We start from the raw sequence: 14,620 nt of genomic DNA on the forward strand, positions 1-14,620 counted from the left end.
GGCCCCTCAGGCCTCCCAGCTCTTCGACACGGAGGCGCGCACGGCGTCGCTCAGCACCGTGTCGTAGAGCACCATGTCGCGGGCAAAGCGCATGCCCCGGAGCAGTTCGGCCAGTTCCAAGGTCTCGTTGGGGATCGGCAGGGGCAGCGGCAGGGGGGCCTCGATCCCGAGATGGTGGAACATCGAGGCCATGAAGGCTTCGAAGTAGTCGCGGTGGCCCACCACGTCGATGCGCGACAGCACCTCGACCGCGATGATGGAACTGGCCGGCATCAGCCGGTCCTCGGGCACGTGCGTGCTGAGCTGGCGCGTCAGGGGATTGTAGAGCAGGTGATAGGCCGGCTCCGGCATCATCCGGAACAACCGCTTCAGGCTCTTCACGTCGGTGAAGTCGTAGTCGAGCGTGAAGGCCGCGGCCTCGACGAGGTTGCCCAGGCGCCAGTGCTGATCGGGATTGGCGGCGATGGTCGCCCGCTCCCGCAGCCAGAACAGGCGGCTCGCCAGTTCGACGAAGGGATCGTGGACGAGCAGCATGGTGACCGCGCCGCTCTGGACGAAGTGCCCCTCGTAGCGCGGGAAGATGATCGAACCGGCCATCAGGCAGGAATCGAGCGTGACGGTGTCGAACATCGCCCGCAAGATCTCGTCCGGAAACCGGCCGATCCCGAAATACGACTGCCGGAAATAGGGGAAGAGAGAGGCCTGGATCACCGTCTCGGGACGGATGTGCCCGTTGAGCAGGATGGCCTTCTTGTCGGTCAGTCCCGCATCCGGCGTGCGCCGGTAGATCATGACGTTGGTGTCGACGTCGTAGATCTCGAGCCGCTCGATCCCCGCGAGCCCCGGCACGTCCGTGTCGCGGATCTCGAAATGGCACTGGCCCGTGGCGTGCCAGCCCAGATGGATGAAGTTGGGATCGGTGTGGATGGCCGAAACTTCGGCCACCCGGCGCCCCTCGATGGAGACGGAGACCCGGCTGATCGCCAGCGGGTTGTCCGGCACCACCCAGCCCCTGATCACGTCGCCCTCGTCGGACGAAAGGAGAAACCGCATCCTTGCTCGCCGTCCTCGGCCCTTGCCTGATCCGCGATTCCCTTCGGCCCGCCGACCGCGGTGCCGGCGGAGATCCCGGCCCACCTGCCCGCGCCTGAAGCACCTGCCCGCGCCTGAAGGAAGAGCCGGTCGCGACCTTGCCGCGTGCAACGCCCTCTTAGCCGATTTTTTCAGGGGGCGCGCAACGGCGCGGATGGAGGACGAGCCTGCCGCACCGCCGCCGCGCGCGAAGGATGAGAAAATCCGCCAACCTCCCGCTTGCGGAGCCGCCCGGCACCGGCTATAGCCGCGGCCTCGCAGGACGCCGGGGTCACCCGGCTCCCTGCCGGGGCGCGTAGCTCAGCGGGAGAGCACTACCTTGACATGGTAGGGGTCACAGGTTCGATCCCTGTCGCGCCCACCATCCTAAACCCTTAGGGTGATTGACGAATCTCAGGCCCCGGAAACGGGGCCTTTTTCGTTGGGTCGGAAACCCACGCGAAAACACCCCACTCGGAAGGGCTGTCCGGCAGAGTGGTCGGCGACGCGGGCGCCGGCGCACGACCGGACCACGAGGCGTCACGGCCCCATGCAGTCACCGCCCGCGCGGCCCGCGCGAGGGCACGCGTGCGGCCTCCCGCGGACGCACTTCGATCCGACGTCGGGCCGCGGTTGACCGTGGACCCTCATCCGCGTTGCCGGGCCGAACACGGCGCGGTCGCGCCGAGCGCCGTGAGCCCCATCGTCGGCATCCGTGTCGCTGTCCGCTCCGTCGTGCAGCGCAAGACGTCGCCGGCCCGGAAAGGCCCATCGTAGACGGTGGAGCGGTCCCCTACTTGGCGTCGGCGGGCTGGGCTGTCGCTTGCGGGCCGGCGGAGGCAAGCGGGAAGGCGACCTTGCAGCGCTGGCCGCCGGGCAGCTTGAAGTCCGGGTTCGGCAATTCGAGGCGCACGCCGAAGGTGCCGCTCGCCGCGTCGAACACCTGATCGACCACGCTGACCTTGGCCTCGTAGGCGCCGCCGATCGGCTGGTCGAGCACGACGGTGGCCGGCATCCCGAGCGCGATCTCCTTCCAGCGGGAGACCGGCAGGTAGGCCTCGACGTAGAGCGGATCGAGCTGAACCAGGGTGAAGATCGCGCTGTCCTGGCGCACGAACTCGCCCGCCGACATCAGCCGCTCGGTGACGATGCCGCGGATCGGGCTGCGGATCATCCGCAGTTCGAGCTGCGCCTCGGCGCGCTGGAGTTCGATGCCGTTGAGCTTGTGCTTGAGGATCTCGGTCTGAAGGTCGCGCCGGCCGATCTCGTAATCGGCCTCGACTTGGTCGAGCTTCTCCTGGGTGACGATGCCCTTCGAGAGCTGGCTCTGGCGGTCGAGGCGGCGCTTGTAGAGCTCAACGCGGGTCTGCTGCGCCTCGATGCCGGCCCTCGATTCCGACTGCGCCCGCGACAGGGCGACGTTGGCCTCTTCCACGCTCGAGTCGAGACGGGCGATGATGTCGCCGGCCTCCACCATGGCGCCGCGGTTCACCGGCACGCTCTTGAGGATGCCCAGGGTGGCAGAGCCGATCTTCAGCTTCTGCGCCGGCTCGACGACGCAATCGACGCGGGCTTCCTGGGCCTGGGCCGCGGCGGGGAGGCAGAGGGCCGCAAGGGCCGCGAGGGCCGCATGGATCCCGGCTCGTCGCGTTCCGGCCTGAAGGGTCATCGCGAACATTCCTTACTCAGCGTGGCCGGCAAAAGCCAAAATGCGGTCCTGCATCTGGTCGGACTGCAGGAGGTCGGCGCGCATGCGCCCGTGCAGCCGCTCGGTGCGCAATTGGGCGTGGCGCAGCAGGCGGCGGCCCAAGGCCTGGCCGCGCTTCGGGCCGAGCAGTGCCATGATGCGCCGAGCCAGCCCGCGGCTGATGAGCCCGCTCTCCATCAGCGGGTCGTCGAGGGAAAGGATCGCCTGGAAGCAGCCCGGCTCGCCCTGACGACCGCTGCGGCCGGCGAGTTGGTCGTCGATGCGCCGCGCATCCTGCCGCTCGACCATGATGACGTGCAGGCCGCCGAGTTCCGCGATGCCGGGGCCGAGCTTGATGTCGGTGCCGCGCCCGGCCATGTTCGTCGCCACCGTGATGCGGCCGCGCTGCCCGGCCTCCGCGACGATGGCGGCCTCCTGGCCGTCCTGAGCCGCGCTCAGCACCGTGTGCGGCAGTCCGGCTTCGGTGAGGTACGCGCTCGCCCGCGCAGAGGCCCCGACCGAGCGGGTGCCGACGAGGACGGGGCAGCCGCGCGCGTGCAATTCGGCGATGCGCGCCGTCACCCGCCGCCACTTCGCCGCCTCGTCGGGCAGGACCTCGTCGAGCAGGTGGCGCCGCTGCACCGGCCGGTGCGTCGGGATGCGCACCACCGGCAGACGATAGACGGTCCAGAACTCGGCGGCGACGCCGCGGGTGGTGCCGGTCATGCCCGAGAGCCGGGGATAGCGGCGGAAGAAGCGCTGGTAGGTCATCCGGGCCAGCGTCGAGCGGGCTCCGGACAGGTCGCAGCCCTCCTTATGCTCGACCATCTGGTGCAGGCCGTCGCTCCAGCTCCGGTCCGGCATCACCCGGCCGGTATTTGCATCGACGATGACCACCTTGCCGTCACGCAGGATGTAGTGCTCGTCCCTGTGGAACAGGTGCAGCGCCGAGAGCGCCTGACGCACCAGCCCCTCGCGGGTGACGCGCCCGCGCCAGGCCGAATCCTGGCCGGGCGCCTCGCTCCGAGCGAGGTCGGCGATCCGCGCGCGGCCGGGATCGGTGAGGACGATCCGGTGCTCGGCCGCCTCGATCCCGTAATCCTCAGGGTTCTTCAGCTCCGCCGCGATCTCCATGGCGCGGGTGAGCACCTCCGTGCCGAACTGCGAGCCGGCCGGGGCCGAGATGATGAGCGGCGTGCGGGCCTCGTCGATCAGCACGCTGTCGGCCTCGTCGACGATGGCGAAGTGCAGGCCGCGCAGGCGGAGCTGGGCGAGCCGGCTCGCGCTCGCGTGCAGGCTCTCGAGCTTGAGGCGCACGTCGCTGGCGCGCTGGCCCAGCGCGATGCGGTCGCGCAGGTAGTCGAAGGCGAGATCCTTGTTGGTGCAGTAGGTGATGTGGCAGCCATAGGCCTGCGCCCGTTCCGGCTGCTCCTGCTTCTCCTTGATGACGCCGACGGTGAGTCCGAGCGCGGCGTAGAGCGGACGCATCTCCTCGGCGTCGCGCTCGGCGAGGTAGTCGTTGACCGTGACGACGTGGACCGGAAGGCCGGCCAGCGCCGCCGCGCCTGCGGCCAGCGTCGCCGTGAGGGTCTTGCCCTCGCCGGTGGCCATCTGGGCGACGCGCCCGTCGAGGATGGCGGCGGCCCCCATCATCTGCACGCCGTAATGGCGCTGTCCCTTCACGCGCCCCGACATCTCGCGGATCAGCGCGAAGGCCTCTGCGATGTCGGCATCGCGGAAGGTCTTCCGGGCGCGCAGGGCCCCCGTGATCGCCTGGATGCGGAATTGCAGCGCTTCTTCGGACAGCTCGGCGATGTCGTCGGCCTGCGCCAGGGCCGCGCGGGCGATCCGCGCGTAGCGGCGGGCGGCCCAACCGGCGAGCCCGACCCGCACGCCGCCGATCACCCGCGCGGCGGCCTGATCGAGCCGGCTCGCCTTGAGCGGCTTGCGCTCGGAATAGGCGCGGGCCGGCGGCACGCGGAAGGCGGCCCCGGGCGCTGAGCCGGCGGAGAGGACGAGGGGATCAGACACGGAACTGGCTCAGGAACACCTGCCGCAGGCTGCGCAAGGCGCGCCACGCGATCGGCTCCGCCCCGTGATCGAACCGGATATAGACCCGCTCGCCGAGCACGTTGAAGGGGAGGCCGCCGGCGAGCTGGACGTCGAAGACGAAGATGCTCTGGAGCGCCACGGGCTTTTGCGGGTTGCTGGCATCCACGGCGATGATGCCGCCGCCCTGCGTTGCGAGAGCAAGGCTCGGAATCTCCTGCTGCGCCCCCGGCACTTCCCGCAGGATCGAGCCAGCGCGCACTTCCTCGGGCTTCTCGGCCAACCGCGCAGCGACGCCCTGCGTCCTGCTGCGGACCAGATCCACATCCGTCTGCGGCACCACCACCCGCACCACGGGGTCGTCGGCGGTGAGCACGTAGCCGATGCGCTCGCCCCGGCGCAGATACCGCCCCGGCAGGTCGACGGCGCCCGGCACGATCAGCCGGCCGGCCTGAGACGCCCGCACGGTGAGGCCAGCCTGCCGCTCGCGGTAGACCCGCAGGATCTCCTGCGTGCTGGCGATCTGCTCCTGGAGAATCTGCGCCTGCACGCGGTCGCCGAGCCGGGCGGCGTCGTAGCGCAGGCGCAGTTCGACGAGTTGCGCCTCCAGCACTGCGACGCGGCTGTCGAGACTTGGGTCTTCGAGCGTCGCCAGGGCCTCGCCGGCCTGCGCGTCGCGGCCGGGCTCCACCAGCAGCGTGGTGAGGATGCCGTCAGTCTTCGTGCGGATCTGCGTGTCGTCGGGCGCCCAGACAACGCCCTGCGCCATCGTCGTGTAGGGCAGGGGCACCACGAACAGCAGGGCCAGCAATGCCGCCGTGGCGACGCTCGTGAGAGTCGCCGCCCGGCGCCGGCGCCGGTTCAGCTTCGGATCGGTGAGGATGAACTTGAGGCCCTTCAGCAGGGGCGAGACCACGGTGCCGAACAGCGCGAGCCCGGCCAGCAGCACGCCGAACACGAAGTACTGCGTGGCGATGAAGCTCGCGATCGCGATCGAGACGGTGGTACGGTAGATGAAGGCGGCCACAGCGTAGACGAACAGCCAGGGCCGCTCGCCATCCGCGGTCACAGGACTCTTCGCGCCCTCGATCTTCAGCGCGTAGCGCTCGATCAGGTAGAAGACGTAGCGGTTGGCCCGCGAGCCGAGATTCGGGATCTCGATGAGGTCGGCGAAGATGTAGTAGCCGTCGAAGCGCAGGAGCGGGTTGCCGTTGAACAGCAACGTCGAGACGCTGCCGATCACCATCACGTTGAAGGCCGCCGCCCGCACGAGGCCGGGCTCGGCCGTGGCCCAGACGATGGCAGCGAGGCCCGCCAGGAACAGCTCGACGAAGATGCCGGCGGCCGCCACCATCATCCGCTGCCACTTGCTGGGGAAGGCGGCGGAGGTCGAGGCATCGACGTAGGGCGCCGGGAACAGCACGAGCAGCATGACGCCGACCTCGTGCACCTCGCCGCCCCAGGCCTTGGCGGCGCAGGCGTGCCCGGCCTCGTGCAGCGCTTTGATGATGGGGTAGAGGCACATCATCAGCGCGACGTTCTGCGCCGAGAGCATCTGGCCCGCGACATCGCCGGTCAGCTCGCCCGCGTGCAGGCCGGCCACGACGAGGCCGGAGATCACCACCGCGAGCCAGACCGCGAGCCCCCAGACCGAGAAGAGCGGCCGGAGGTACGGCGCGAGCCGGTCGAGCAGCGGATCGGGGTCGAAGAGCGGGAAGCGCAGGGCGAGCGGGTTCTTGACCCGGGCGATCAGGGTGCGGCGCGCGGTCGATTCCGAGCGCTCGGCGAGCTCGGCGAGATCCGGCGGCAGGTCGCCCTGGAGCAGGTCCGAGCCGTGGAGCTGCGAGATCAGGCGGATCGTGTCGTCCTGGGTCGGCGGGTCATCCTCGTTGCGGTGGGCGGCGGCTTCCCACACCTCCTGCAGGGTGCGGCGCCCGTCCATCATGCACAGGATCAGGTTGGCGGCGGGCGAGAGGCGGTGGAAGCGCCCGGTCTGGTGATCCTGAAGGACGTACCAGACCTCGCCGCGAAAGCTCTGCCGGTGGATCTCGGCGTGGCGGCGCAGCCGCGGGCGCAAGTTCGCGACCCGGTACCACGACTGGCTGAACAGGGATTGGGACACGCCTCGAACCCCTCACGGCCACCAGTGCCAGGCCGCGAGGCGCAGCCAATCGACGATCGGCCGGGCCCAGATCCAGGCGAGCAGGCGCCGGTCGACATCGACCTTGGCGATGCCCTCCATGCCCGGCCGCAGCCGGGTGGCGCCGTCCTCGATCCGGCCCTCGACCCGGAACAGGTTGCGGCCGTTCCTGGCCTCGGCCACCGGGGTGATGGTCTGGATCGTCAGCACTTGCGGCTGGTCGGGCAGGGAGGTCGCGAGCATGTGCCCGGTCTGCCCCTCGTGCAGGTCGGCGATCACCCGCTCGTCCACGCTGAGCACGACGCGGTAGCTGTCGAGCGGCGCGATCTCGAACAGCACTTGCCCGCGGCTGATGGCGCCGCCGATGGATTGCGAGAGGTCGCCGGAGACGATCAAGCCGTCGAAGGGCGCGGTGAATTTCGAGCGCGCGATCTGCTCGTCGAGCAGGCGGATCTGCGCGTCGGCCTGATCGATCTGGCTCTTCACCACGTTGATCGTGGCGGGCTGCCGGGTGGCGAGCGCCTTGTCGTACTCGTAGGTGCGCTGCTGACGCTCGGTGACCCAGCGCAGGCGCTCCAGGGCGAGATCGCGGTCCTCCAGGGCGGCGAGGAGGTCGCCCTTGCGCACCGTGTCGCCGGCGCGGTGCCCGGCGGTCTTCAGGTAGCCGTCGTAGGAGGCGACGACGGAGCGGCGCACGAGGCCCTCGACGCGGGCGTCCGCAGTCACGCGGTAATCGATCTTGATCACCGAGAGCGCCAGGACCACGGCCAGCACCGCGGCAAGGCCGAGCTTGAGCCCGGTATGGTTCGGACCGAAGACCAGCCGCGCGCTGTTCATCAATGCGTCGGCGGCCTTCAGCACCAGCCAGCGGTCGTTCTGCCGCTTGGCTTCCAGGACCGGGCCGATGGCGGCGGCGCAGGCGCTCACCTGCTCGACCGTCTCGAGGCTGAACGGCTGGTTGGCGGGCCGTTCCAGGGTGATGGCGCCGACGAAGCGGTCATCGACGAGCATCGGCACGGTCAGCACCCGGCCACCATATTGCAGGCGGGCGAGGTCGGCATGCGCCGTGGTGACGGTGGCCTCGTTCTCGGGCGGCGGGAACAGGATCAGGCTGCGCTGGTCGATCGCCTCGTTCATGCAGGCGCCGAGACGGCGCACGAGGTTCATCTCGCGGCCGAACTGCGCCGAGTGCGAGATCGCCGTGATCCGGGCGCTCCCGCGCCGCATGAAGCCGATCGCCGCGCGCTGGCAGGAAAAGGCGATGGCGAGGTCCGTCACCGCGGCGGTGCAGGCGGCGGAGAAGCGCGATTGCTCCAGCACCCCGGCGAGCAGGTCGAGGACGGAGCGCGAGCGGGCCAGCGTCCGGCGCTCGCTCCGTCCGATCAACTCGGCCTGCTTGGCGACGAGCCACGCGCTGCCCCACTGCACCTGACGGATCGCGGCGCGCAGCTCGTCCTTGTCGAGGCTGTCGAGGGCGAAGGCGGTAACGGCGAAGCACGCCTCGTCCAGAACCAGCGGCAGCGCGATCCACGCGCCCGCCCCCTGCGGCGCGGCGCCCGGATGCGGCCCGGCCTCCGCCATCGCCTGCACGACCGGGCGGTTCTCGCGAAGGGCGGCCTCGGCGGTCTCGCGCAGGCCGGCCTCGCATTCGGACTGAGCCGGGAACACGGCGAGCGGGGCGAGCCCCACCGAGGTTCCCGGAAGCAGGACGCAGGCCCGCGGGGCGCCGAGCATCGGCGCCTGGAGCGTGAGCCACGCTTCCGCCGCCGCTTGAAGCGTCTGGGAGGTCCGGAGCACCTGCCACAGAGCGGGCTCCAGCAGGGAGAGGCGCGCGGCCGGACCCGCTGCGGACACACCCGCCGCGGACGAGCCCTCCACCGCCAAACGCTCGCTCATGGCCCCCGGATTCCTTAGATGACGGCGCTCAGGGTCTTGTTAGGGGAGGGCCGCACCGTCACGCCGTTCGGCGCGGCGGCGGAGCCGGATGGTCAAGCGTCGAGGTCGAGGCGTCCGTGCCGGTTCTCGTACTCGGTCAGCACGCCGCCGAGGACGGAGTGGAGGCGCTTGGCCGCGAGCGGCGTGAGGATCACGCGGTTCGAGAGATCGACCACCACGCTCTCGGTCTCGGCGAGGTTCCAGGTCCGGTTGGTGCCGAAGAACAGATCCACCTGCTCGCGGGTGCCCTGCACGTTCACGACGTTGGCGAACTGCGTCGACATGCTGTCTTCACGCCATTCGATCGCACGCACCTGATCGGCGGCTCCGGGCTTGCTGCTCTCGCTCACGACTGCTCCCTCATCTGCGCGCATCCCCGCGCGACGTAACCTCGGGCTCCTCGACATCGACGGCGGGCCGATGCCATGCTGGATCGCGAAGCCCAAGTTCTCGTTAAGACATTGCACGAATAAAGCCGTCGTTGAACGACGGCTTGCCTTGCGAACCCAGCGAAACCAAGTCGCCTTGCATTTATGGCACACAGGGCGATAGGAGCTATTGCACGGCTTGTGCGATTCGATCACGAATGGAATGTGGCGGCGGCGATGGCCACGACGAAAAATGCGTTGATCCAGCGTCTCAATTCAAAACCTCCTTCGTGCCGGAGGTTTGATCGGGTCTCTTGCCGTAGCCTGAGCTTGGCTTCACGCTGATGCCGGGTGGGGGAGGGAGCTGGATCTCGGCGTCGGAGGCGCCGGGCGCGGTGTTTCCGCGCGTGGACCGCTTCCTCGAAAGCGAGGCCGCCGCGCACGCTCTCAGCTTCGCCTTCAGCTCGGGATTGATCGACCGGCTCGCCCGCCGGGCGGATATCGCGGCGGCCGGCCTTGCCGACGAGTTTCGGTTCGAACGGCCGCAATTTGCCTGCCTGACCGGCCTCCTCGTCGGCGCCGGCATCGCTACCGAGCCCGCGCCGGGCCGAATCGGGCTGAGCGAGGCGTTCCGCGCCGTGCTGCCCTGCCGCGACCTCATCGAGGCGAAGCTCGCCTTCGCCGCCGCCGCATCCGAGGATCTGCGCCGGCATTTCCCCGCCTTCGTCGCCGACCTGCCGGCCTTCATGGCGGCCTCGCGCACCTTCGAGCTGTTCCGCTACGACCGCTGCTTCGAGATCACCCCGGACAACCTCGACGCGACCCGGCGCTGGGTCGCCTACACCACCTGCCTGACCCGCTACGAGGCCGGGCCGGGCCTCGACCGGATCGAGCCCGGCCGGCATCGGCGCCTGCTCGATCTCGGCGGCAATAGCGGCGAGTTCGCCGCCCAGGCCTGCCGCCGCGCCCCGGCCCTGAGCGCAACGGTGTTCGATCTGCCCGTCGTCTGTGCGCTGGGTGCCGAAAACCTCGCGGACCGGGCGGAGGGCGCCCGCGTCGCGTTCCTGGCCGGCGACATGCGGCGCGATCCCCTGCCCGAGGGGCACGACCTCGTGACCTTCAAGTCGGTCCTGCACGATTGGCCGGCGGACGAGGCCCGTGCCCTGCTCGAACGCGCCGCGCGCGCGCTCGCTCCCGGCGGGCGTCTCGTGATCTACGAGCGGGCGCCCATGGCTCTGCGCGAGCGCCCCCTCGGCTACGTCCAATCCGCCGACCTCGTGTTCCAGCCCTTCTTCCGGGATGCCGAGCTCTACACCGAGACGCTGGCCGCTCTCGGCTTTGTCGATTGCAGCGTCCGCCGCCTCGCGCTCGAAACGCCGTTCCACCTGATCGAGGCGCGCAAGCCCGGCGGTGCGCGATGAGCGCGCCCTTCGTCGTCGCCATCAGCGGACCGCCGGGCAGCGGCAAGACCACCCTGTCCCACGCCCTGTCGGAGCGCTTCGGCGGCGCGCCCGTGCTCGCCTACGACGCCTACGAGGAAATCACCGGCTGGCCGCCGGAGCGGGTGGCGGCGTGGCTCGCGGACGGCGCGCCCCTCGACGCGGTGCCGGTGCCGGGGCTCACCGAGGATCTGGCCCAGCTGCGGCGCGGCGAGCCCGTGCCTGACCGGGAGCGCGGCGGCACGCTGCGCCTGTCGCGGCGCGTGGCGCGCCCCGTGATCGTTCTCGACACCCTGCTCGGCCGAGCCCATCCCGGCACGGGCGCACAGATCGACCATCTGGTCTGGCTCGATCTGCCCCTGGACGTCGCGCTGGCGCGCAAGCTGCGCAGCTTCACCGGTGAAGGGCAGCGCGACCCCTCTGCGGCCTCCGGGCTTCTTGCGGGGCTTGATGCCTATCTCGGACGCTACGACACCCTGCTGCACCCGACCTACGCGCTCCAGCGCGAACGGGTCCGGCCGGCGGCCGACCAGATTCTCGGCGCCGGCACGCTCGCCGAGCACCTCGACGCCATTCAATCCGAAATCCAATCTACCCTCACGCCCGTCCCGACGCCGACGGCGTGAGGGGCGATGCTCGCGGAGCCGATAACTCGATGTTCAGGTCCGAACGCTCCGCGCCTCCGCGCTTGGTCGTCGCCGGCGGCGGGCCCGCCGGCTGGATGGCCGCGCTCTATCTGAAACGTGTCCTGCGCCGGGCCGGCTGGACGGTCACCCTCGTCGGGTCGGCCCCCGCCGCGGGGGCCTCCGCCGCCCTGGCGACGCGGCCTGCCTTCACCCGCTTCCTCAAGGGATTCGGCATCGACGAGGCGATCTTCATGCGCCGCTGCGCGGCGACCTATCGGCTCGCCAGCCGCTACGACGATTGGTTCGCCGAGGGTCAGGGCCACTGGCATCCGTTCGGGGCCTGCGGCCCGCGGATCGCCGGCCGCGACCTGTTCCACTACTGGATGAAGCTTCGCAGCGAGGGCGCCGAGGACGAGGCCGGAGATTACGCCGATTACGCGCCCCAGGCGCTGATGGCGGCCGCAGGGCGCGGGCCCCGCCCCGTGGCAGACCGGTCCTCGCTCACCGAGTCCGGCGATTACGGCTATCACCTCGACCGGACCGCCCTCGTCCGTTTCCTGCGCGAGCTGGCGCTCTCCGAAGGCGTGCGTGGAGTGACCGGGCGGGTCCGCGAGATCGAGCGCGACCTGTACGGCGATGTCGGCGCCCTCGTTCTCGACGGAGGGCTGAAGGTCGAGGGCGATATCTTCCTCGATTGTACGGGTGCCACCGCGCAACTCATCGGCACTGCGCTCGGCGAGGCCTGGGTCGCGGGCGGCGGCCCCGGAGACCGCGTGGCCCGCCTGTCCCTCTCGCGATCGCCCGAGGTGCTGCCCTTCACGGCCTATCGCGGCCGGGCGGAGGGATGGACGGCGTCGCTGCCGCTGGCCGATCGCACGGAGCACCTCTTCGTCTACGACAGCCGGACCACGCCGCCGGATGCGGCGGCGGCCACCCTGCGACGCGTCTTCGATGGCGAGGCGGGCATCGTCGACGCGGAACTCCGTCACGGTCGCCGCGCCGCACCGTGGCAGCGCAACGTCGTCGCCCTCGGTGCGGCGGCCGGAGCGGTCGAGCCGCTCCTCGGTTTCGATCTCGATCTCGTCCTGGCCGGACTGGAGACCTTTCTCGCCACCCTGCCGCGGCAGGGGGAAGGGGGCGATGTGCTCCGCCGTGCCTATGCCGCGCGCCTGAACCGCTTCCACGACGATGCGGCCGAGGCGGTGGCCGCGCATTACGTTCTCGGCCGCCGGTCGGAGCCGTTCTGGGCGGCCGCCCGCGCGGTGACGATCCCCGACCGGCTCGCCGACCGCCTCGACCTCTACGAGTTGGCCGGGCATGTCGCGTTGAGCGAGGAGGCGCCGTTCAGCGAGGGCGATCACTACCTCCTGTTCTCCGGTGCCGATTTCCTGCCGCGTCGGCCCTTCGCTCCGGTCGATGTCGCCGATGGCCGCGAGATCGCCCGTCTGCTCGCCAGCATCCGTGCCCAGTCGGCCCAGATCGCCGAGGCCATGGCGCCGCATGTCCGTCTGATGGACGCGTTGCACGGCCAGGCACCCGTCGCCGGGCCTGCGGTGCGCATCGCGGCGGCTTCGGCGCCGGTCGGCCCGGCGGGCTTGCGCCGGACGCCGGAGGGCGCGCGTCTCGCCGATCTGGTCGCGGGGCTCGGCCAGCCCTTCGGCTACGAGCGCTCGGTGAAGGCCTCCCCGGCGGGATTGCAGACCGACCGCTTTCTCATGAGCCTGCACCGCGCGAGCCTCGGCCTCGCGCCCGAGACGACGCTCGACCGGCTGGCCGCCGGGCTCGGACTGCCGGAGCGGGAGCGCGCGGAGGCCGCCGGTCTGATCGGCGGGGCGGACATCCTCCATCTCGGCTACGAGGACGGCCCGTCGGGCGCGCTCTACAAGCTCTATGTCGAATGGTCGTCGCGCACCGACGCGGCCTGGACCGGAGCGGACGAGGCGGGCGCGGAGCCGATGCTGGTCCATCGCGCCTACAAGTGGAAGCCGGGGGGAACGCATCCGCCCGTCGTCACCCTCTACCACTGGCCACGGGTGCGCGGCCCCGAGGAGATCGAGACGCGGTTGAACCGGATGGCCGGCGAGTGGGGGGCGGTCGGCGCGCCCGCCCGCGACACCGCCCAGGCGATCCTGCTTCTGGCGCAGGAGCGCGGGCGCGGTGCGGTCCACTATCTCGAAGCCCGCGAAGAGCCGGGACGGCGCCTGTCCTACGACCTCAACCTCTATGCCTGCGGCCTGACCGTGGCCGATGCGGAGCCGCTGCTCGGCCAAGCCTTCGTCGATCTCGGGACGCCGCGCGAGGCGGCCGCAAGGGTCCTGCGAGAAAGGCTTCAGGAGACCTTGGGGCATGTCGCCGGGGGTGTCGGGCGAGACGGGCAGCCCTTCGTCACCGTGTATTCCGGCGTCGCGGGCGGATGACCGGCCTCGACCCCGCCCGCTTGGAACTGTCGGCGCCGGGTGACCGCTACGCCGATTACTGCCTGTGGAATTACGAGCCGGTCGGGCCGACGGCGGGACGCCTGCGGCAGGCGAGCCTGCTCTGGCACTCGCTGGCCTGCGCGGGCGCAGATCCGAAGCTGTTCGCGATCTGCGACGCGCTGCGCGACGGCCTCGGGCCCGGCCGCAGCGTCTGGGGCGCCAAGCTCCGGGACGGTGTCACCACCTGGGAGTTCTACTTCTACGATTACGCCCGGCTGGAGCGCACGGCCTCGATCGAGCGCGTGCTGTCGATCCTGGCGCCGTTCGCGCCCTGCGATCTGCGCTATGCGGGCGCGCGGCCCTACTTCATGTTCTCGCTCGACCTCGACGACAGTTTGGCTCGGGGCGAGCGGAACCTCGATCGCCTCAACATCTATGTCGGCAATCCCGGTAGCAGCGTCTCGTCCGGACTCAGCTACGGGCTCACCGCCGACGGCCTCGTCTTCGACAACCTCTACAGCTTCTTCGACGCCGCTCGCGAGCGTGACGCGATTGCGGCCAAGGCCGCCTGCTCGGCCCATTTCGATCTGCCCGGCCTCGATCTCGACGCGATCCTGTGGCCCGAACTGATGCGTTGCGGCGTCGTGGTCGTGGCCAACAAGCGCCTGTGCGACGGCGTCTATTTCTCGCGGGTGGGCATCGACGGCCTCATCGCCTTCCTCGACCGGCTCGCCTATCCGCCCGCGATCCGCGACTTCGTGCGTTCGGAGCGGCGGCGCCTGTCACACCTGCTGTTCGATGTCGGGATCGACTACGCGGTGATCGACGGCAGGCTGACGGTGACGAAGAGCGCGTATTACGGTCTGCTCTGAAGGGCTGGGACGACGC

At 70.5% G+C, this 14,620-nt stretch carries 10 protein-coding genes and 1 tRNA gene; 5 read left to right on the plus strand and 6 right to left on the minus strand.

Annotation, left to right across the window (positions count from 1 at the left end):
• Window positions 1-6: 6 nt before the first annotated feature.
• Window positions 7-1,053: a hypothetical protein gene (locus ACPCJR_RS10470; protein WP_391512356.1), complete on the minus strand. Its 1,047-nt coding sequence runs from the start codon at window positions 1,051-1,053 to the stop codon at window positions 7-9.
• Window positions 1,054-1,381: 328 nt separating this feature from the next.
• Here ACPCJR_RS10470 and ACPCJR_RS10475 point away from each other — a divergent pair.
• Window positions 1,382-1,456: transfer RNA gene (locus tag ACPCJR_RS10475), tRNA-Val, on the plus strand.
• Between the two features lie 408 nt (window positions 1,457-1,864).
• On the opposite strand, the gene ACPCJR_RS10480 is transcribed toward ACPCJR_RS10475, so the two are convergent.
• The 5 genes from ACPCJR_RS10480 to ACPCJR_RS10500 form a co-directional block, all read right to left on the minus strand.
• A complete protein-coding gene (locus ACPCJR_RS10480) occupies window positions 1,865-2,740 on the minus strand; it encodes an efflux RND transporter periplasmic adaptor subunit (protein ID WP_391512355.1) in 876 nt (291 codons plus the stop codon).
• Window positions 2,741-2,752: 12 nt separating this feature from the next.
• Window positions 2,753-4,789: a preprotein translocase subunit SecA gene (locus tag ACPCJR_RS10485; RefSeq protein WP_391512354.1), complete on the minus strand. Its 2,037-nt coding sequence runs from the start codon at window positions 4,787-4,789 to the stop codon at window positions 2,753-2,755.
• Complete coding sequence (locus tag ACPCJR_RS10490) at window positions 4,782-6,929, minus strand: PqqD family peptide modification chaperone (protein WP_391512353.1); 2,148 nt, start codon at window positions 6,927-6,929, stop codon at window positions 4,782-4,784. The genes ACPCJR_RS10485 and ACPCJR_RS10490 overlap by 8 nt, the downstream gene beginning before the upstream one ends.
• A 12-nt stretch (window positions 6,930-6,941) precedes the next feature.
• On the minus strand, window positions 6,942-8,843 hold the full coding sequence (locus ACPCJR_RS10495; protein ID WP_391512352.1) for an HlyD family efflux transporter periplasmic adaptor subunit: 1,902 nt from the start codon (window positions 8,841-8,843) through the stop codon (window positions 6,942-6,944).
• 92 nt (window positions 8,844-8,935) lie between these two features.
• On the minus strand, window positions 8,936-9,232 hold the full coding sequence (locus tag ACPCJR_RS10500) for a DUF3467 domain-containing protein (protein ID WP_003606160.1): 297 nt from the start codon (window positions 9,230-9,232) through the stop codon (window positions 8,936-8,938).
• 413 nt (window positions 9,233-9,645) lie between these two features.
• Between ACPCJR_RS10500 and ACPCJR_RS10505 the strand changes: the two genes are divergently transcribed.
• From ACPCJR_RS10505 to ACPCJR_RS10520, 4 genes are read left to right on the plus strand one after another with little or no spacing between them, the layout of a single operon-like run.
• Window positions 9,646-10,671: a methyltransferase gene (locus ACPCJR_RS10505; protein ID WP_391512351.1), complete on the plus strand. Its 1,026-nt coding sequence runs from the start codon at window positions 9,646-9,648 to the stop codon at window positions 10,669-10,671.
• Window positions 10,668-11,315 carry a uridine kinase gene (locus ACPCJR_RS10510; RefSeq protein WP_391512350.1) on the plus strand — a complete coding sequence of 216 codons (648 nt, stop codon included), beginning with the start codon at window positions 10,668-10,670 and terminating at the stop codon, window positions 11,313-11,315. The genes ACPCJR_RS10505 and ACPCJR_RS10510 overlap by 4 nt, the downstream gene beginning before the upstream one ends.
• 29 nt (window positions 11,316-11,344) lie before the next feature.
• Window positions 11,345-13,732, plus strand: a complete 2,388-nt coding sequence (locus ACPCJR_RS10515) for a tryptophan 7-halogenase (RefSeq protein ID WP_391512349.1) — start codon at window positions 11,345-11,347, stop codon at window positions 13,730-13,732.
• The gene (locus ACPCJR_RS10520; protein ID WP_391512348.1) at window positions 13,729-14,604 is read left to right on the plus strand and encodes a hypothetical protein; all 876 of its coding nucleotides are present in this window, start codon (window positions 13,729-13,731) and stop codon (window positions 14,602-14,604) included. Before ACPCJR_RS10515 ends, ACPCJR_RS10520 begins: the two co-directional genes overlap by 4 nt.
• Window positions 14,605-14,620 lie beyond the last annotated feature (16 nt).

Source organism: Methylobacterium sp. NPDC097929 (genome assembly GCF_049543375.1).
Classification (GTDB): domain Bacteria; phylum Pseudomonadota; class Alphaproteobacteria; order Rhizobiales; family Beijerinckiaceae; genus Methylobacterium.

Excerpts from the sequence above, each read along its gene's own strand:
- ACPCJR_RS10480 (WP_391512355.1), bottom strand. The coding sequence starts at position 2,740 with ATGACCCTTCAGGCCGGAACGCGACGAGCCGGGATCCATGCGGCCCTC.
- ACPCJR_RS10495 (WP_391512352.1), bottom strand. The coding sequence starts at position 8,843 with ATGAGCGAGCGTTTGGCGGTGGAGGGCTCGTCCGCGGCGGGTGTGTCC.
- ACPCJR_RS10470 (WP_391512356.1), bottom strand. The coding sequence starts at position 1,053 with ATGCGGTTTCTCCTTTCGTCCGACGAGGGCGACGTGATCAGGGGCTGG.
- ACPCJR_RS10520 (WP_391512348.1), top strand. The coding sequence starts at position 13,729 with ATGACCGGCCTCGACCCCGCCCGCTTGGAACTGTCGGCGCCGGGTGAC.
- ACPCJR_RS10515 (WP_391512349.1), top strand. The coding sequence starts at position 11,345 with ATGTTCAGGTCCGAACGCTCCGCGCCTCCGCGCTTGGTCGTCGCCGGC.
- ACPCJR_RS10510 (WP_391512350.1), top strand. The coding sequence starts at position 10,668 with ATGAGCGCGCCCTTCGTCGTCGCCATCAGCGGACCGCCGGGCAGCGGC.